Genomic DNA, 18,199 nt, shown 5'->3' on the forward strand with positions numbered 1-18,199 from the left:
CTTATTTATCACGGCTCGCACCAAAGGCGATGCGTTCTCTACCGCCACCAATTTGGCCGACAATTTCGTCTGCATTGGGGCCTGCGAATGTGCCACCGTAGTTTTGGGTTGCGACTTCTTTATCACCGTCCATCCAAGCAACGTTATCACTGGCTCCTTTACCAAAACTCATAGTACCGTTTTTGCTGACCTCGATTTTGGTCGGTTTTAAGATCAAGTCTTTTTTGGTCAGTTCAATGCCTTTTTCTGTCGGTAGATCATCATCGTCTGTGTATCGCGAGCTGTATTTAGTGAAACCATCTTGACGTGCGGTCACTTTGCCGTCGATCATTTTGGTGTCAAAATTCACATTAAAATTGACATCACCCATATAGCCTTTTGTTGGTGTTTTGCCTTTCGGGCCATCAACATACCCGAGTGTGTGGCCTGAATAAGTCGCAGAGCCTTGCAGTTTGGCGAATTGTTCCTCTGTGGTTGGGTTGGCAACAAAGAGCGCAACATTTTCAGGTGTAAGATGCTCACCATATTCAATTCTTGTCATCTCAGGTACAAAGGTGGCATAGCTGGAATAAGATTGATTCACAAATTGGAATTTACCCAACAGTGTACCGTCATCTGCTTTCACCTCAAGATATTGCACTTTTTGTGGATCAATTTCCCCTTTTTGTAGGAAATCGCTTTCTTTAAGCGCATCAGCTAATAATACGTTTTTTCTTGTTTTAGGATTCATAAATTCTCTGGAATCACCAGCATTGTAATAAAGTGCTTTGCCATCTTTAACGAGAGGATTGAAAGTATCATTCGCAGCACCAATTTCATCAGTTGTCATGGGGATACTAAAACTGCGATTTTCCAATCCATTCACCACCTCAGGCTTAGCAGGCTCTGCTGGCTTAGGTGGCTTGGCAGGTTTTACTGGATCAGCTGGTTTAAGTTCATCTGGTTCTGAAGGGGTTACTGGCTCAGGTTTTTTTTCAGGCTCAGCAGGGTTGGTCGATTCTGCAGGTTTTACTGCCTCAACTGGCTTAGGTTCAGCGGGTTTAGGTTCAATGGGTTTAGCAGGCTCTGTGGTTTTTTTAGGCTCAGCAGGTTTTGCTGGGGCGTGTGGATTTTTCACCGCGGTTGGGGGGGTGCTTTTATCGAGTGAATAGTCGGTGCTGTTAGATGAGCAGGCGCTAAGTGCCAGCACAAGGCTGGCAGCAAGAGTAAGTGGTGTGAATTTCATGATTGCTCCTTATGTTTAAAAACGCACTTCAGCACCGAGATAAAACGTTCTGCCACGGGCTGAGTTGGTGAATGAAAATACATCATTTTGGTTGGCATCAACGCTGTATTGCGATGCAGTGGAGTTGAGGCTATTGAGCGCTTCCACGTAGTTCTTGTTCATCACATTTTGCACAGAGGCTTTGAGCAAAATGTATTTGTTGAGTTGGTAGTTGGCGTAGGCATCAACAATAATCGGCACTTTGGGCATATCTTGCACAAGGGTGTCGTTGCCTTCAGCGTAATCTACAGTCAAGCCATTGGGTTTAACACGTTGGTTTTTTCCGGTGTATTTAAAAATCGTGCCTAAGGTCAAAGTGCGGTCGAGCAGTCGCCCGCCAAGCTCAAGGGAACCATAGCTGGCAGGCAATGTGGTGACACCCACGGTACCAAAGCCAGTACCAACGGTGGAGGTGACATCCAGTGGTTCATTGGATTTGATATAACTTAAATCCAAGCGGGCAAAAGCAAAGCCTGCGTCATAGTTCATATCCAGCTCAATACCGCGTTGCTTGATGGTGTTGACGGCATTGGTATAAACTTGAAAGTGGCTGATTGCACGCGGATCACTGAGTTTTACAGGAACGCCTGAGCTTGAATAATAAAAACTTTGGTTATAGATAAAATCCTGCACTTTGCTATAAAACGCCGTGAATTTTAGCCCGAAAAAGTCATCATTTACCCAAAGGTTGTCTTTATGAACATTAAAACCAAGCTGAATATTATTGCCTTTTTCTGGTTTTAAAAATGGATTCATCGAACCACCACTTTGGTGATTGAAAAAGATCTCATTTAAATTGGGTGAACGTGAGGTATAAGCATAACTGGCATAAGGGGTGAGCCAGCTATTCGCTTTCCAAGAGAGCATAACGGTGGGTTTTAAAATGCTTTGCGTGAGTTTCATGTGCGCGGCACCTTGTGGAAAGCAAGGGCTTTCATCACAGGCAGGTTTGTAGCCCTTGGTGACAGATTGACTGTACGCTAAACTGGTGTCTAAGATAAAGTGTGACCATTCAGATTCCAATGCGGCGTAAGCGCTGCGCATTTTTTGTTCACCTGTCGGGGCAAATGGGGTGTAGTCGTAGTTGTCTTGATTCGCGGCAACCGCACTTTTGCGGTATTTGTTGCTGAGATAATTTAGCCCTACGGTGAGCGTGTTTTGTGCGCCCAGTGCGTCAAAGGCCATTTTGTTGTTAAGATCGATATAATCAGAGGTGTTTTTGGTTTTGGCATCAGAGATTTGCCAAATATTAGCATCATTATTGAAAATTTGCTGGTTAGTGCTTTTGGCAGCCAGCAACTGTATTTCCACCCAAGGGGAAACAGGGGTGTAGCGATAATCTACACTATAGCTATTATGCTCAGTTTCACGCCCGCCAACATTGTTGCGATAGCCATTATGACTGAGTTTAATAAAATGATCGTTGTTGGCTTTCCATTCGACTTTTGTCAGCCACGAGCGTGGGCGCTGGTCAAGGCGTTTAACGTAGTCATTACTGCTGGAAAATGTGCCTGCGCCCGTTTTGTAATTGGCTTTGCTGGAGTTGCCTGAGTAAGCCACAAAAGCGCCAATGTGCCCGTTGTTATCTAACAGTGTTTTGCCACCTAGGGCTAACATGCCACCACGGCCCACGCCGTTGTTGCCAGTGTTGAATTTGGCTAAACCACCCAAACGATTGCCCTCAAACACCACATCGTCAACATCCAGTGTGCAGAAATTTGCGCTACCGTTAAGGGCATTGATGTTATGTGCGCCGTCTTTGCTAAAGCCACGTTCTACCGTGGCGCCTACGATAAAATTCGGGTCGATCATCACGCCATATTGGCTGCTTGGCCCGTAGCCCTCACCGTCATCACCCGCGTGATAGCGGCTGCCTGAGTTAGATGAGGTGCCGTAAAAGGTTTGTGGCACGCCATCGACCATGGTGTTCACTCGCCCAAAGCCCGTCAACCCACGAATATTTACGCTCACGGTGCCTTGGGTTGGGTTGATGTTGGTGTAAGTGCCAGGCAGAGAGCGAATGGTGCTGTCAAGGGATTGCATGGTTTTATCGGTGCTGCCGATGGTGCTCACCGCCCCTGTTTGGGTATAGCGTTGTTGTTCGGCGGTTTTCTTCTCGCCTAATACTTCAATGGTATCAAGTGCGGTCACACTCTCGGCCCATAGAATGCCAGAATAGCTCGCAAGGCAGGTAACGATCACCACACTTGCAATTTTACTCAGTTGCATAAAATCTCCTTAAGGTTACTGATGATGTTCTTGTTTTAAGAAAAAAAGGTAGCTGTCAATATTGCGCTGCATGCGCGCATATCGCCCCAGCCCATGACGATGGCCACTGTTACGCTCAATGCTGAGCAAAATCGGCTGTGTGCTACGGGAGTTTACACGCAGTTTGTTGACGAATTTCACGCTGTCACTCAGCGGTACGCGGGTGTCTTGCTCGCCGCTTACCACAAACAAGGCAGGGTAGGGTTGAGAGCGGATGTTTTGATAAGGTGAATAGCTTTTGATGTACTCAACATCGGCTGGATTATTCACATCGCCCCATTCTTCACTTTCTTGCGCGCCTAAGCCATCGGGTGAATTGAGTGCACTGAGCACGTCAACAAAAGGCACTTGTAATACCACTGCGCGAAATAATGTTGGCGCTTGATTTATCGCACCCGCAATGGCCAAAGCACCCGCACTTTCACCCAGTGCATAGAGATGCGTGGTATGAAAACGTGCCGCCAAGGCTTGGGCAACATCCACCGTGTCATTGATGCTGTTGCGCTTATGGTGTTTGCGCCCTTGTTCGTGCCAGTCAACGCCCAGCTCACCGCCGCCGCGCACATGAGCGATAGCATAGACAAAACCGCGGTCAAGCAAGCTTTGGTAACCTGTACCAAAAGTGGGCTCAAAACTAAAGCCATACGCACCATAGGCCGTGAGCAACACGGGGGTGTTTTGGGCTTTAAGCAGAGAGGATTTATAAATCAGCGACACCGGCACTCTCGTTCCATCACGGGCAGTGATGAGCGTATATTCACTGTGGTAATCCTCGTCAAGTGCGGTTGGCTTATTCAGCCATTGGGCATTGTTGAGGTCATAACGCAAGTGGGTTTTGGGCGTGAGCATAGCGGTGTAGTTGAAATCTAAAATGCCTTGCGCGGTATTTTCGCCGAGTTGCAAGCGCGCTAAATAATTGGCATCAGGAAAAGTGATTTGATGAGGCTTATCGGGGGCAGCTTTGCGCCAATAGCGATACACGCCAAGCCCTTTTGACCGCACTTTTACCACCACCCATTGCGGTAAAATGGTAAAACTTTCCAGTGTTTCGCCCTCATTGGCATTGGCGTGATAATACAATTGCCACGCCGAATTGATGTTTTGCGCGTAAAACAGTGCAAAGTGCGGTGTGGTTTTGTTGGTGCGGATATAAAAGCCATCGTTGGCGTGATCAAGGTAATATTCCACGTTAGCCTCACGCGGTTTAAACACCGTTAACTCAGGATTTTTGGCTCTGAGATCCAACACGTGCGTTTCTGACTGGGCAAGCCCTGCAATATCAAGCAGCAGATAGCGTTTTGACTGTGAGCGCGACAGGCTGAGATAAAAGCGTGGATCGCGCTCTTGATAGATCAGGCGATCGTGGTGCTGTGGTGTGCCGATGGTGTGCAAATAAAGCCCTAAAATACGGTTAGTTTTAGGATCTTTTTGTAAATAATACCACTGCTGATTGTTATTCGCCCACACGATCTCGCCTGTAGTGTTGAGCAACTCGTTTTGCCATGTATCTTGTGCGATCTTGCCAAACGCAATGTGATAAAGTTCTCGCCCTTGTGTGTCTTCTGCAATGGCAACCGTTTTACCATCGGGGCTGATGACAGGCGGCATCAGTTGATAATAGGCGTGATTTTGCCCGCGGACATCGCCATCAACGAGGCTTTGCCAATCATCTGAGCCGAGAGGCGCACGTTGAAAGTGCGGATAGCGCTGTGCGGTGATTTTGCGGTAACGATAATTGCCATCAACCCATGTTTGCACCGCACTTTGATGCTGAATGCGCCCACGCATTTCTTGCGCCAGCTTGGCTTTAAGCGGCTCGACATCAGCAAAATAGCGCTCAGTTTGTGCATTTTCTTGCGTGATCGTGCTATCGGGCACGGCTGCTTGCGCGGCAAAAGCGAAGGTCAATGAGAGAATGAGGGCACCAAATTTCATCGGATCTCCCAAATAAAGTCTGCTTCTCCAACTGGTATGGCGGCTTGGTTATCCGTCATGATAATCACGGCGTATTGGCGGCGTTGATAATCGTTGAGATGTACAGGCACACCGAAAAAACGGCTGGTGTGAAAACGCCCAGCAATTAAAAGCGAACGAGCGCCTTTTGGCGTTACGTCAACCAATGTTTGCGCCATGCGGCGATCTTTAAACTGCTGCACACTAACTAATTTCGTGAGCATCGCTTCATCCATTTCGCCGTGCGTTTGCGTGATGATGTCGGCAATGCGTGCTTTAACTGCCGCCGTGGTGGATTGTTGACCATTGAGTGGATAAGCGCCCTGCATAATGGTATTGATTTCATCGCGTGTAAGGTTGCCGCCTAAAAGTGCAGTTTGGGAGCGGGCGATGGCGGACACTAAAGTGCGGTATTGCGTCCAATCCCATTTTGGATCCCAATCCAGCAAGCAGGCGGTACATTCATCTTCACGGATGCGCTCTTGACGAATATGGCGTTGCACGTGATTGAGTTGCGCATTTTGGGCGCTTGGCAGCATTTCTAACACCGCGTTGGATAACCCTTTAGGTTGCTCTCTAAGTGCATTGAATAATTGGCGTTCGGCATCGTGGTGTGCAGCGTTGTCGTGAACTTCACCGAGCAGCACAAAATCGGTGTTGTTTAAGGTGCTGAGCATTGCATCAAAGGTAATCGGCTGATGGTGGCGATCATATATCGTGCTTGATAAGGGCGTGTTTTGCGCGCAGCTTGTCAGCAAAACGGTGAGCAAGGCGACGAATTGTGCGAACATCCATTTCATAAAGATTATAACTGAGAAAAAGAATGATAATAATTATTATTTGATCTTAACATATAAGTCAAGTTTTTTAATCACAGTAATTGTTATTATCAATTAATGATAAAACATTAAATTTTATAGGGTTTTTATGAAAAATTTTTGTTTGCTTTTATTTATGATATTTACTTATAATGATAATCGTTTTTGTTTAAAGTGAAATTTGAGGTCGTCATGAGTGATTTGAGGGCAGAGGTTGCGCAGTTGTTGGCGCAAACGCCAGAGATGAACACATTAGATTTAGCTACAAAATTGGCGGTGGGTGAGGGCAATGTGATTTTAGCCTTGCCTGAAAAATGGGTGACGGTGTTGCCTGGAGAGCAGTGCGAAACGCTATTAGAACATTTAACCCAGTGGGGGAATTTAGTTACGATCATTGAGAAAGAAGGCTCGATTTTCGAGGTTAAGCAGCCGTTTCCTCACGGGCGTTCAGGGTATGGTTACTATAATTTAAATATGCACGGCGGCGCATCCACAGGCACGCTTTATGGGCATTTAAAGCTCAGCCAAGTGGACAAAATCGCGCTGGTGAGCAAGCCATTGCGTGGCAAAGAAAGCTATGCCTTTGCCTTTATCACAAAGTGCGGTCAGGTGATGTTTAAGATTTACCTTGGGCGCGATGAAAAACGCGCGCTGATTCCAGAGCAAGTGACCAAATTTAAACAGCTTTTATCAACAAAAACAATTAACTAAGGATTATCAATGGAAGATCGTCAAACACGTTTGCAAAATAAAATTGGCCCAGAAATTCAAGAACTCAAAGAGCATTGCCGCACCGTGATGCTCGCCACTGTGGACGAAAGTGGCCAGCCGAATGTGAGCTATGCGCCTTTTGTGCTCAATGATCGCGGTTATTATGTGTTTATCTCCGACATTGCTCGCCATGCACGCAATTTAAAAGGCAATCCTAAAGTGTCATTAATGTTGATTGAAGACGAGGAAAAATCACGCCAAATTTTTGCACGCCGTCGCCTTTCATTTGATGCCGCAGTAGAAGTGGTGCCTTTTGGCTGTGATGAATGGCATTCAGGCACTCAAGCATTGCGTGAGCGCCACGGCGAGGTGATGGAGCATTTAATGAAAATGCAAGATTTCACCTTGTTTAATTTGATTCCTGAAAAAGGGCTGTTTGTCAAAGGGTTCGGTCAGGCCTTTCAAGTTGATCCGAATGATTTGGTTGGCATGGTGCATCTTGATCAAGGCCATCTCGCGCGTGATGAACGTGGCCATAATAAGCGTGAAAGCGTTTAATGAATGCGTGGAAGCCAAAAGGCAACGTTGGTTGCCTTTTTAAATCCTGTTAATATCAAATTGAGCTAAATCAATTTTGTTTTCTGTGCCATAAAATTCACACAAGGCTTGGTGCAACATTGCCGCACGTTTAGGCAAACCGTGTTTGGCATAGTCGCACACTTGATTATACACCGCCTGTTTAAACGGACGGGTGTCACCCGTTGTGCCGTTGAGATTATCGCTGCTGGCATAAAAGCGATGCTTAGCGGCTACTGATAAAATCCACTCCAGCGCTTGAGGTTTGACTTCCACTTGTTCAAACAGCCGTTGTTGTTCCTCGCTGCGCCCATCGGCTTCATACCAGTAACCAAAATCCACCAGCCCCCAGCGTTTACGCCCTGCTACCAGCCAATGGGCAATTTCATGCAGTGCGCTGCTAAAATAACCATGGGCAAAATAAATGCCGTTAAAAGTGCGGTTTTCATCAGCAGGCAGATAAATGGGTTCATCGTCACCTTTCACTAATTTGGTGTTGTATTCAACATAAAAAGTGCGGTTGAAGATGGCGATCAAATCGTTATAGTTATGTTCCATAGTAGAGAAAAAGGGGCAAAATGCCCCTGCCTTTATTGTAGATTTTCAAGTGCTTGAATGCGTTTTTCAAGCGGTGGATGGCTCATAAAAAGGGCAGCAATTGCGCCAGTTCGTTTTCCATTGATGGCAAAGGCAGCAAGTTCACCCTCAAGCTGTTCAGGCTCGTGCAGGCTTTGTAAGCGACGTAAAGCGGCGATCATTTTTTGTTTGCCAACCAATTGGGCGGAGCCTGCATCAGCATGGAACTCACGATAGCGTGAAAACCACATTGCGATAATGCTTGCAAGAAAACCAAAAACGACTTCCAATACCATCGCAATCATAAAATACATGCCAGAGCTGGTTTCACCGTCGCGATTACTGGCTACCACTTTAGCCACCATGCGCGAAACAAAGATCACAAACGTATTGAGTACACCTTGTAATAGTGTCATCGTGACCATATCACCATTGGCGATATGGCTAACTTCATGAGCTAGCACCGCCTCGGCCTCATCACGAGTCATATTATTTAAAAGCCCCGTGCTGACAGCCACTAGTGAATTTTTTTGTGAAGCACCTGTGGCAAAGGCATTCACATCACTGGAATGATAAATTGCCACCTCTGGCATCGGAATACCTGCTTTTTGTGTTTGTTGCATAACAGTTGTTATTAACCAACGCTCGGTTTCATTACGCGGCTGAGTGATCACCTCGCCATTGACAGCCCTTAATGCCATACTTTTAGACAAAAATAATGAAATTAATGATCCAGAGAAACCAAATAGCGCAGCAAAAATAAGCAAGCCCGCCGCATCTTGTGATTGTATGCCAGTTAAGCTCAAAATAATATTAAATACGAACAATACTGCCATATTGGTTAATAAAAACAGCACAATTCTCATCATAAATAGTCACTCCTTCATGTAATTTACACTTTCCATTTTATGGTTATAAAAATGTTATTTTCAAGTATAGTGGGGCGAAAATTTGTTTTTGAACAATAAAAAGCAAAGTGCGGTCAAGGTATGGAAACTGCACTCGAGTAACTGAGTGCAGCCAAAAGTAGAATTTATGCTGCTACCATTACCATAGCAGGGCGGATGACTCGGCCATTTAAGAGATACCCTTTTTGCAGAACTTGGGTGATTTGGTTGCTTTCAAATCCTTCGGTTGGGTTCATTGCAATGGCTTGATGCAGATCGGGATTAAAAACGTCGCCTACTTCGCCGACTGCACTTATACCAAATTTATTAACGGTAGAAATCAGGGACTTATAAGTCAACTCCACACCGTCGAACATCGCCTTACTACTTTCATCAATGTCAGCAGGTTTAGAGGCGATAGCACGCTCAAGATTATCAATAATCTCCAGCAATTCTTTTGCGAATTTTTCAAGGGCAAAATTGTGTGCTTTCTCGACATCTTGCTCGGCGCGGCGACGTACATTTTGCAATTCAGCTTGGTTGCGCAGGTGTAGATCTTGTAGTTGCTTTTTGACATCCTCCTGTTGCGTTTTTAATGCGTCTTCCAGCTCTTGCACACGGGCAATCGCCTCTTCAAGCGCATCAGCTTCTTGCTCTAGAACCGCACTTTCTTCTTTTTCTGGGGTTTGTGGCTGCATGTCTTCTGCTTGCGCTTGTTGCTCAGGTTGCGCATCTTCAGTTGGCGCTGCGGTGTTTTTTTCTTGTTCCGACATAATATTCTCCGTTAAATCAAGTTTGTTTATTCTACCCAAAAAGAATGCGATAAGTAAGGGCAGAATGGATTTATGCTGTTATTCTGGGTACTTTTTGATAATATAGGGGCGAAAAGTGCGGTTTCAAGGCACACTGACCTTTATCTTTAAGAAAAACTATGCAACAACACACAGTAGATTCTCAGGCAAAACAACGTTTTAACACCATCGCATTGGTTGGTCGACCACGCAATCATAACGCATTGCAAATGCATAAAAATATTTATCATTGGCTGCAAGAACGTGGCCATCGTGTGTTGGTGGAAGATGAAATTGCTAAGGGGCTAGATATCGAGCGTCAAGATTGGGCAAGCCTTGATAACATTGGTGCTCAGGCGGATTTGGCGATTGTGATTGGTGGCGATGGTAATATGCTGGGCAAAGCACGTATTTTAGCACGTTATGATATTGCGGTGATTGGCATTAACCGTGGTCATTTGGGTTTTTTGACAGATATTGATCCGAAAAATGCGTATTCTCAGTTACATGCGTTGCTTGAAGGTGGTGAGTATTTTATTGAAGAGCGCTTTTTACTGGATGCATTTATTGAGCGCGATGGGGTGCCAACGTTAATTAATAATGCCGTCAATGAAGTTGTCATTCATCCTGCAAAAATTGCACATATGATTGATTTTCAAGTCTATATTGATAATAAATTTGCTTTTTCACAACGTTCTGATGGGTTGATTATTTCTACGCCAACAGGTTCTACGGCCTATTCGTTGTCAGCAGGTGGTCCAATTTTAACGCCTCAATTGAATGCGATTGCTTTAGTGCCGATGTTCCCGCATACATTGTCATCGCGGCCTTTAGTGATTGATGGCAATAGCGTGATTTCACTACGTTTTGCACAATATACTGAGCGTAAGTTAGAAATCAGCTGTGATAGCCAAGTCGCTGAACTATTTTCGCCCGATGATAAAATTATTGTGCGAAAAAGCCCAGACACCCTGCGTTTGGTACACCTCAACGATTATAATTACTTTAATGTGCTCAGCTCCAAACTCGGCTGGTTAAAAAAATTATTCTAAAATCCAAAAAACACTTTACTGTATAAAAAAACAGTTTATACTGCATTTAACTGTATAAATGTTCAGTAAGGTGTGCTTATGTTAATTCATCTCAGTGTAAATCAGTTTGCCATTGTCAATCATCTCGAGCTTGATTTAAAGTGCGGTATGAGTGTGATCACGGGCGAAACGGGGGCTGGAAAATCAATTGCCATTGACGCGCTAGGGCTTTGCTTAGGGGAGCGTTGCGACAGCGCGATGATTCGTCATGGGCAAGAACGCAGTGACGTGCGTGCCACTTTTAGTGTCACTGATAATCAACAAGCCAAGATCTGGTTAGAGGAACATGAGCTGTGCGATGATGAGGCGCCGAATCAGTGTACGTTACGCCGTGTATTGCGCAGTGATGGGCGTTCAAAAGCGTTTATTAATAATTGCCCAGTACCTGCTGCACAGTTACGGGAATTAGGTCAGTATTTAATCCAAATTAATGGTCAACACAGTACACAACGCTTGTTAAAAAATGACTATCAATTAAGTTTACTGGATATGTTTTGTCATAATGAAGCGTTACTTGATGATATGAACACAGCTTATCAACAGTGGCGTGGCGCAAAAAAAGCACTGAAAAGCTTTCAGCAAGCGCGGGAAAGTAAAGCTGCACAAAAACAACTATTAGAATATCAGGTAAATGAGCTGGATGAATTTGCGCCACAAGAAGGTGAATTTGAGAGCCTTGAAGAGCAGCAAAGCTGCTTGGCAAACAGTGAACAGATGACAACATTAGCGCAATCAGCGTTGAATTTGTTGAGTGAGGGGGCGAATAATATAGAATCTATGCTGTATAAAACGGGGCAGTATTGTGATGAACTGGCGCAAATCAGTCAACATTATGCTGGTCTTCAGCGGTATTTAGACGATGCGCTCATTCAGGTGCAAGAAGCGAGTAGTGAATTAAGTTCGTTAAGTTCGACAATTGAGCAAGATCCCTATTTATTGGTCGAGGTTGAACAGCGAATGGGGCAGTATATTCAGCTGGCGAAAAAACATCATATTAAGCCACAAGCATTGGTACAGCAGCATTTGATGCTGAAGGAAAACTTAGCACAGTTAACCGATCTCGATGAAAATGAAGAAAAATTACAAAGTGCGGTTGAGCAATGCGCTCAGTTAATGCAAGGATGTGCGCAAAAGCTCACTCAGGCGCGCTGTAAAGGAGCAAAAGTGCTGAGCGATGAAATTAATCAGTTATTGTCGTCATTGGCAATGGAAAATGCTCATTTTGGTGTTACGTTAAATGATGTTCCACTAAGTGGTTTAGGGGGAGATGAAATCACATTCATGTTGCAAGCCAATCTTGGGCAGACAATGCAGCCTTTAGCAAAAGTGGCATCAGGTGGGGAATTGTCGCGTATCGCGCTGGCTTTGCAAGCACTCACGGCGGATAAACACGCGATTCCAACGCTAATTTTTGATGAAATTGACACCGGCATCAGCGGCGCAACGGCAACCACTGTTGGCAAACTGCTGCATCAACTGGGGCAAAAATGCCAAGTGTTATGTGTAACGCATTTGCCGCAGGTGGCTGCATTTGGAGATAATCATTTCAGTGTGGAGAAATTCACTCACAACAGTGAAACTATCACTGAGATGACCGCACTTGATGATGAACAACGAGTATATGCGCTTTCTAAGTTACTTGGTGGCAGCTCAGTGACGCAAACAACATTAGCCAATGCAAAAGAGTTATTGCAATTGGCTAGTTAAATGGACATATAAAAAAACGGCTCATTAGAGCCGTTTTGTTTATTTGTTTTTTTAGTGGTCAAGGTGCAAGAACTGCATATGACGCTCGTATTGATTAAGCATATCAGTAATGATTTGTTCTTTACTGTATCCGACCAGGTTATATTCTTGACTACCTTCTCGTAAGAACACTTCTGCACGATAATAGTGTTCCTCACGGGAATTGGTGATATTGCCCGCTTGGCCGAGCGCTAACACAGGCTTAATTGCTTTGATCAGCCGCACTTCATAAATAAAATCTTCTTCTGTTTCAGAAGTTTCATCGCCATGCACAACATGAAAAATCAATTGTGTTCCATCTTCATTACGGTCGATATGAGATTTAATACCTTGAGAGTCTAATTCCTGAGAAACTTCTTTCATCGCAGGTTCTATACTTTGGCGCATAAATCCAATAACCGTTTTTTTGCTAGGGAAATGCACGATGCGAGCTAAACGTTCACGCCATGTACGCCCACCTTGAAAAACTGGGGCCATGTCAACATGGCTGGCTTTGCGTTTTTTACCCTCGCGACTAAGGCTTAACCACATCGATGCCATATAAATTAAAAGTACAATGGAAAATGGTAAACCTGCTACTACAGAAACAGCCTGCAAGGAGCTAAAACCACCTGCAAATAACAAACCGAGTGTAATAAGTCCTGTAGCTGCCGCCCAGAATAGACGTAACCAAATTGGTGCATCAGCACCTGATGCCAAGTTTTTTGAGCTTAAGTTTGCAAGCACTAATGCACCTGAATCGGCTGAAGTCACGAAGAAAATTAAGCCAATGACTACTGCCATAGTCGCCCAAACAGAGGCTAATGGATATTGTTCAAATAGTATAAACATTCCCATTGCTGGCTCATCAAGTGCGATTTGACCAAGTTCTGTAGCGCCATGGCTCACAAGATCAATGGCACTATTTCCAAAAATAGAGAACCATGCAAAAATAAAGCCAAGGGGAATAAACATAACGCCAAAAACAAACTCACGCAGCGTGCGTCCGCGCGAAATTCGGGCGATGAAAAGCCCTACAAATGGTGCCCATGCAACCCACCAAGCCCAGAAAAACACAGTCCACCAAGACTTCCATTCGGCACCATGCACACCTTCATAGGCATAGACATCAAAGGTTTTAACAATAATGGTTTGGAAATAATCACCAATATTTTCAGTGAACGCGTTAAGTAAGAAAATGGTTGGCCCCATCACCAGTAAAGCGAGTAATAAGATAGTGGCACCTCCCATATTGATTTCAGATAGGCGGCGAACACCTTTTTCAACCCCAGACATGGCGGAAAGCCCCGCAACGACGGTAACGCCAATGATAATCGCGGATTGTACAAATTTGCTTGATTCAATACCGAAAACGTGAGTTAGCCCTGCATTAGCTTGTAATACACCGATACCCAGTGAGGTAGCAATACCTAACAGCGTACATACAACACCAAAGGTATCAACACTGTGTCCAAGCCAACCATCTGTGCGTTTTTGTCCGAACACAGGAACGAGAGCACTGCGTAATGCCAATGGTAAATTTTGACGATAAGCAAAGTAAGCTAGCGCCATACCAATCAGGGCATAGATCCCCCAGCCGTGCAAGCCCCAGTGTAAAAAGGTTTGTGCTAAAGCCGCGCGTGCTGCAGCTGGTGTACCACCTTCTCCCATATTAGGAGTGAGATAGTGCGCAAGTGGCTCAGAGGCACCGAAGAAAAGTAAATCAATACCGATCCCTGCGGAAAAGAGCATAGCTGCCCAAGCCAGAAAAGGGAAGTCAGGTTTATCATGGTCTTGCCCTAGCTTGATATCACCATAACGAGAAATCCCAACAAACAGAGCAAAAATGGTGTAGGTGGCGACAACTAGCATGTAATACCACCCAAAAGTATCAGATACCCAGCGAAGGGAATGATCTAATAACTTACCACTGGCCTCTGGGAATAAAATTGTAAACAGAATCAAAGCAATTGATAAAATTGCAGAAGAAAGAAAAACAATTTTATTCACTGATAATTGTGTTTTATCAGAGCCAGTCGTATTGGTTTGACTGTGCATATGTAATATCCTTCAGTTGTATGAAATAAATTCACCGCACTTTAAGAAAAGTGCGGTAGGGAGTTATTTACGTTTAGGTTCGCAGTGTAATGGTGCACCATTCGCTACATAATAGTCAACTTTAGCTCGCATTAATGGTGTTTTACCGCGAATGCGATCGGCAATTTTTTCTGCTAGCATCACGGTGGTCGCATTTAAGTTACCCGTGATGATATTGGGCATAATTGAGGCATCGACTACACGCAGGCCTTCAATACCATGCACTCGACCTTGACCGTCCACTACCGCATCATTACCTTGCCCCATAGCACAAGTACAAGATGGATGATAAGCTGTTTCGGCATGATTTCGGACATATTCATCAAGCTGTGCGTCGGTGGTAATATCTTCCGTTGGAGTAATAATTTTACCACGATAAGGATCCAGTGCAGGCTGGTTCATGATTTCACGCGTAATACGAATGGCTGCGCGGAATTCCTCCCAGTCTTGCTCGTGACTCATATAGTTAAACAAAATGCTTGGATGTGCTTTTGGGTCTCGAGAAAGCAACTTAACTCGCCCACGACTCAGTGAGCGCATGGAGCCAACATGGGCTTGGAAACTGTGCGATTTAGCCGCATTGCGTCCATCATAGCGAACGGCAATTGGCAAGAAGTGATATTGAATATTTGGCCATTCGAATTTCTCATCACTGCGGATAAAACCACCTGCTTCAAAGTGATTAGTCGCGCCTAAACCTGTGCCGTTAAACAGCCACTCAGCACCAATGGCAGGCTTATTCCACCACTTCGTCGCAGGGGCAATGGACACAGGTTGCAAGCATTCATATTGCATATAAAGCTCAAGGTGATCTTGCAAATTATTCCCCACCCCTGGTAGATCAAGAATTTCTTTCACGCCCGCTTCGCGCAGCCATTCACCTGGGCCGACACCTGAGCGTTGTAAAATTTGTGGTGAGGCAATGGCGCCAGCACAAAGTAAGACTTCACGTTTGGCATAAACGGTTTTGCTTTCGCCTTTGTGCTCAAATTTAACGCCTTTGGCGCGCTGATTTTCAATGATGATCGTATCGGTCATGGCTTGAGTTAAAATGGTTAGGCGATCGCGATGTTTCGCCATATCAAGATAACCGCGCGCAGTTGATGAGCGGCGTCCATTTGGTGTGACAAAGCGATCCATCGGGCCGAACCCCTCTTGTTGATAGCCATTCAGATCGTCTGTACGAGGGTAGCCCGCATCAACACCAGCCTGAATCATCGCTTCAAACAGTGGGTTTACGTCTTTTTTGGCTGTTGTGACATGTACAGGGCCGCTGCCACCGTGGTAATCATTGCCACCAGTATCACGTTGTTCGGCTTTTTTGAAATACGGCAAGCAGTCAAGATAGCTCCAATCTTCTAAGCCTGGAAGTTTTGCCCAGTGATCGAAATCCAACGCATTACCACGGATGTAGCACATACCGTTAATCAATGATGACCCCCCAAGGCCTTTACCACGGCCGCAATCCATGCGGCGATTATTCATATGTGGTTCAGGATCAGTTTTATAACACCAGTTGTACATACTGCCTTGCAATGGCATAGCCAATGCAGCAGGCATTTGGGTGCGAAAATCGAGGCGATAATCTGGATAGCCCGCCTCAAGTAGTAAAACGTTCACATCGGCATCTTCAGTTAAGCGAGCTGCGAGCACATTGCCCGCAGAGCCTGCTCCGATGATAATATAATCATATTCTTCAAATGTTGACATAAATTTCCTTGTTATCTTTTGTTTAATATCCAAATACTAAAAGTGCGGTCAGCTTAAAATACGCTGACAAAAGGTTCTAGCTCTACTTGTATCGATTTTGTTTGCGTGTAGTGCATCAAGGTTTGAATGCCATTTTCGCGCCCAACACCTGATTGTTTATAGCCACCCACAGGCATTGAGGCTGGGGATTCTCCCCATGTATTGATCCAACAAATGCCTGCTTCAATTTGAGCAATGATACGATGGGCACGTTTTAGATCATTTGTAACAACGCCTGCGGCAAGGCCGTATTCGGTATTGTTGGCGCGCGCAATGGCATCTTCTTCGCTTTCGTAGCTGAGAATACTCATCACTGGGCCAAAAATTTCTTCTTGCACAATGCTCATCTCATCGCGACAGTCTGTGAACACGGTTGGTGCAACAAAGGCACCGTTGGCTAATTCACCGTCTAAGCGTTCGCCACCACAGAGCAACTTAGCACCTTGTGCTTTGCCTTTTTCAATGTATCCCAGCACTTTTTCCATATGTGGGAAACTTACCAGTGGACCAAAGTTGGTTGCAGGATCGGTTGGTAAGCCGATTTTGATCCGTTTAACGCGTTCTAACACTTTTTGCTCAAATTCAGTCTTACATTTTGTAGGAATAAAAACGCGCGTTCCATTGGTGCACACTTGTCCTGAACTATAAAAATTCGCCATCATAGCGATGTCGGCCGCTTGGTCTAAATCGGCATCATCGCAAATGATTAATGGGGATTTGCCACCCAGCTCCATCGTCACCTCTTTTAAGGTGGATGAGGAAGCCTGCGCCATTACTTTTTTGCCTGTTGGTACGCCACCAGTGAATGATATTTTGGCAATCTCTGGGTGGTCACTAAGCGCTTGTCCAACACGATAATCCCCTTGAACCACGTTGAATACGCCGTCAGGCAAGCCAGCTTCGGTGAAAATTTCAGCCAGCTTAAGTGCGGTCAATGGAGTGACTTCACTCGGTTTGAAGATCATGGCATTGCCTGCTGCCAGTGCAGGGGCAGCTTTCCACATGGCGATTTGAATCGGATAGTTCCATGCACCAATGCCCGCCACCACGCCAAGAGGCTCTTGGCGTGTGTACACAAAACTACTTTCACGCAATGGGATTTGGCGTCCTTCAATGGCGACGGCAAGACCTGCGTAGTATTCAATGACATCCGCACCCGTGACAATATCCACCGTTTGTGTTTCGGACAATGGCTTGCCAGTATCTTGCGTTTCCAGTGCAGCTAGTTCATCGTTACGCGTACGCAAAATTTCCACAGCCTTGAGTAAAATGCGGCTGCGTTCAACGGGCGTCATGTTTGCCCAAATTTTTTGCCCGTGACGTGCTGATTGCACAGCAGAATTAATTTCATGTTCATCACTTTGTTGAATTTTAGCAATCACATCACCTGTGGCGGGATTAATGGTATCGAAAGTTTCGGCGTTATTTTTAAGATCAACATAACGTCCATTAATATAAGCTGTTTGTGTTTTCATAATGTCCTTTTTTGTTATTTTCAGATTTATTAACAGATAAAAGTGCGGTTAAAAAATAATTTTTATCAATGAGATAACTGTTTTTATTGTTACCGCACTTTGCTAATTTCGAGAAAATTTTATCAAAGGAGAAATAACTTTTCTGCGAAAAATTAACGGCATTTTAACACAATTAGGTAAAGTTGTCACATGGGTGATATTTTGAGATGAACAGTGTA

14 protein-coding genes are annotated in these 18,199 nt (G+C 44.9%); 4 read left to right on the forward strand and 10 right to left on the reverse strand.

What is annotated here, in order from left to right; translation table 11 throughout:
• Window position 1 precedes the first annotated feature (1 nt).
• From HPC38_RS10520 to HPC38_RS02080, 4 genes are read right to left on the reverse strand one after another with little or no spacing between them, the layout of a single operon-like run.
• Window positions 2-1,225, reverse strand: a complete 1,224-nt coding sequence (locus HPC38_RS10520) for a transferrin-binding protein-like solute binding protein (RefSeq protein ID WP_208119619.1) — start codon at window positions 1,223-1,225, stop codon at window positions 2-4.
• Window positions 1,226-1,240: 15 nt separating this feature from the next.
• The gene (locus HPC38_RS02070; protein ID WP_208119620.1) at window positions 1,241-3,493 is read right to left on the reverse strand and encodes a TonB-dependent receptor domain-containing protein; all 2,253 of its coding nucleotides are present in this window, start codon (window positions 3,491-3,493) and stop codon (window positions 1,241-1,243) included.
• Window positions 3,494-3,508: 15 nt separating this feature from the next.
• Window positions 3,509-5,467: a prolyl oligopeptidase family serine peptidase gene (locus tag HPC38_RS02075; RefSeq protein WP_208119621.1), complete on the reverse strand. Its 1,959-nt coding sequence runs from the start codon at window positions 5,465-5,467 to the stop codon at window positions 3,509-3,511.
• Window positions 5,464-6,276, reverse strand: a complete 813-nt coding sequence (locus HPC38_RS02080; RefSeq protein ID WP_208119622.1) for a ChaN family lipoprotein — start codon at window positions 6,274-6,276, stop codon at window positions 5,464-5,466. Before HPC38_RS02080 ends, HPC38_RS02075 begins: the two co-directional genes overlap by 4 nt.
• A gap of 219 nt (window positions 6,277-6,495) precedes the next feature.
• Here HPC38_RS02080 and hutX point away from each other — a divergent pair, with 219 nt between their 5' ends.
• Both hutX and hutZ read left to right on the forward strand, forming a co-directional pair.
• Window positions 6,496-7,014 carry a heme utilization cystosolic carrier protein HutX gene (gene hutX / locus HPC38_RS02085; protein WP_208119623.1) on the forward strand — a complete coding sequence of 173 codons (519 nt, stop codon included), beginning with the start codon at window positions 6,496-6,498 and terminating at the stop codon, window positions 7,012-7,014.
• Between the two features lie 9 nt (window positions 7,015-7,023).
• Complete coding sequence (gene hutZ / locus HPC38_RS02090; RefSeq protein ID WP_208119624.1) at window positions 7,024-7,572, forward strand: heme utilization protein HutZ; 549 nt, start codon at window positions 7,024-7,026, stop codon at window positions 7,570-7,572.
• 39 nt (window positions 7,573-7,611) lie between these two features.
• Here the strand turns inward: hutZ and HPC38_RS02095 are convergent, their stop codons facing one another.
• From HPC38_RS02095 to grpE, 3 genes are all read right to left on the reverse strand, one after another.
• Window positions 7,612-8,148 carry an elongation factor P hydroxylase gene (locus HPC38_RS02095; protein WP_208119625.1) on the reverse strand — a complete coding sequence of 179 codons (537 nt, stop codon included), beginning with the start codon at window positions 8,146-8,148 and terminating at the stop codon, window positions 7,612-7,614.
• 32 nt (window positions 8,149-8,180) lie between these two features.
• A complete protein-coding gene (gene htpX, locus HPC38_RS02100) occupies window positions 8,181-9,035 on the reverse strand; it encodes a protease HtpX (RefSeq protein WP_208119626.1) in 855 nt (284 codons plus the stop codon).
• Window positions 9,036-9,199: 164 nt separating this feature from the next.
• Entirely contained in the window at window positions 9,200-9,826 is a 627-nt protein-coding gene (grpE, locus tag HPC38_RS02105) for a nucleotide exchange factor GrpE (RefSeq protein WP_208119627.1), read from the reverse strand.
• Between the two features lie 158 nt (window positions 9,827-9,984).
• Here grpE and HPC38_RS02110 point away from each other — a divergent pair, with 158 nt between their 5' ends.
• Window positions 9,985-10,896 carry an NAD(+) kinase gene (locus HPC38_RS02110; RefSeq protein ID WP_208119628.1) on the forward strand — a complete coding sequence of 304 codons (912 nt, stop codon included), beginning with the start codon at window positions 9,985-9,987 and terminating at the stop codon, window positions 10,894-10,896.
• A 78-nt stretch (window positions 10,897-10,974) separates the two neighbouring features.
• A complete protein-coding gene (recN, locus tag HPC38_RS02115) occupies window positions 10,975-12,642 on the forward strand; it encodes a DNA repair protein RecN (RefSeq protein ID WP_208119629.1) in 1,668 nt (555 codons plus the stop codon).
• 51 nt (window positions 12,643-12,693) lie between these two features.
• On the opposite strand, the gene betT is transcribed toward recN, so the two are convergent.
• The 3 genes from betT to betB form a co-directional block, all read right to left on the reverse strand.
• Entirely contained in the window at window positions 12,694-14,718 is a 2,025-nt protein-coding gene (gene betT / locus HPC38_RS02120) for a choline BCCT transporter BetT (RefSeq protein ID WP_208119630.1), read from the reverse strand.
• 63 nt (window positions 14,719-14,781) lie between these two features.
• Complete coding sequence (gene betA, locus HPC38_RS02125; protein WP_208119631.1) at window positions 14,782-16,467, reverse strand: choline dehydrogenase; 1,686 nt, start codon at window positions 16,465-16,467, stop codon at window positions 14,782-14,784.
• A gap of 53 nt (window positions 16,468-16,520) precedes the next feature.
• A complete protein-coding gene (betB, locus tag HPC38_RS02130; protein ID WP_208119632.1) occupies window positions 16,521-17,981 on the reverse strand; it encodes a betaine-aldehyde dehydrogenase in 1,461 nt (486 codons plus the stop codon).
• Window positions 17,982-18,199: the final 218 nt, after the last annotated feature.

The organism is Spirabiliibacterium pneumoniae (assembly GCF_014884995.1).
Taxonomy (GTDB): domain Bacteria; phylum Pseudomonadota; class Gammaproteobacteria; order Enterobacterales; family Pasteurellaceae; genus Spirabiliibacterium; species Spirabiliibacterium pneumoniae.

Excerpts from the sequence above, each read along its gene's own strand:
- hutZ (WP_208119624.1), top strand. The coding sequence starts at position 7,024 with ATGGAAGATCGTCAAACACGTTTGCAAAATAAAATTGGCCCAGAAATT.
- htpX (WP_208119626.1), bottom strand. The coding sequence starts at position 9,035 with ATGATGAGAATTGTGCTGTTTTTATTAACCAATATGGCAGTATTGTTC.
- HPC38_RS10520 (WP_208119619.1), bottom strand. The coding sequence starts at position 1,225 with ATGAAATTCACACCACTTACTCTTGCTGCCAGCCTTGTGCTGGCACTT.
- HPC38_RS02075 (WP_208119621.1), bottom strand. The coding sequence starts at position 5,467 with ATGAAATTTGGTGCCCTCATTCTCTCATTGACCTTCGCTTTTGCCGCG.
- HPC38_RS02080 (WP_208119622.1), bottom strand. The coding sequence starts at position 6,276 with ATGTTCGCACAATTCGTCGCCTTGCTCACCGTTTTGCTGACAAGCTGC.
- HPC38_RS02070 (WP_208119620.1), bottom strand. The coding sequence starts at position 3,493 with ATGCAACTGAGTAAAATTGCAAGTGTGGTGATCGTTACCTGCCTTGCG.
- grpE (WP_208119627.1), bottom strand. The coding sequence starts at position 9,826 with ATGTCGGAACAAGAAAAAAACACCGCAGCGCCAACTGAAGATGCGCAA.
- betB (WP_208119632.1), bottom strand. The coding sequence starts at position 17,981 with ATGAAAACACAAACAGCTTATATTAATGGACGTTATGTTGATCTTAAA.
- recN (WP_208119629.1), top strand. The coding sequence starts at position 10,975 with ATGTTAATTCATCTCAGTGTAAATCAGTTTGCCATTGTCAATCATCTC.
- HPC38_RS02110 (WP_208119628.1), top strand. The coding sequence starts at position 9,985 with ATGCAACAACACACAGTAGATTCTCAGGCAAAACAACGTTTTAACACC.
- HPC38_RS02095 (WP_208119625.1), bottom strand. The coding sequence starts at position 8,148 with ATGGAACATAACTATAACGATTTGATCGCCATCTTCAACCGCACTTTT.
- betT (WP_208119630.1), bottom strand. The coding sequence starts at position 14,718 with ATGCACAGTCAAACCAATACGACTGGCTCTGATAAAACACAATTATCA.
- hutX (WP_208119623.1), top strand. The coding sequence starts at position 6,496 with ATGAGTGATTTGAGGGCAGAGGTTGCGCAGTTGTTGGCGCAAACGCCA.
- betA (WP_208119631.1), bottom strand. The coding sequence starts at position 16,467 with ATGTCAACATTTGAAGAATATGATTATATTATCATCGGAGCAGGCTCT.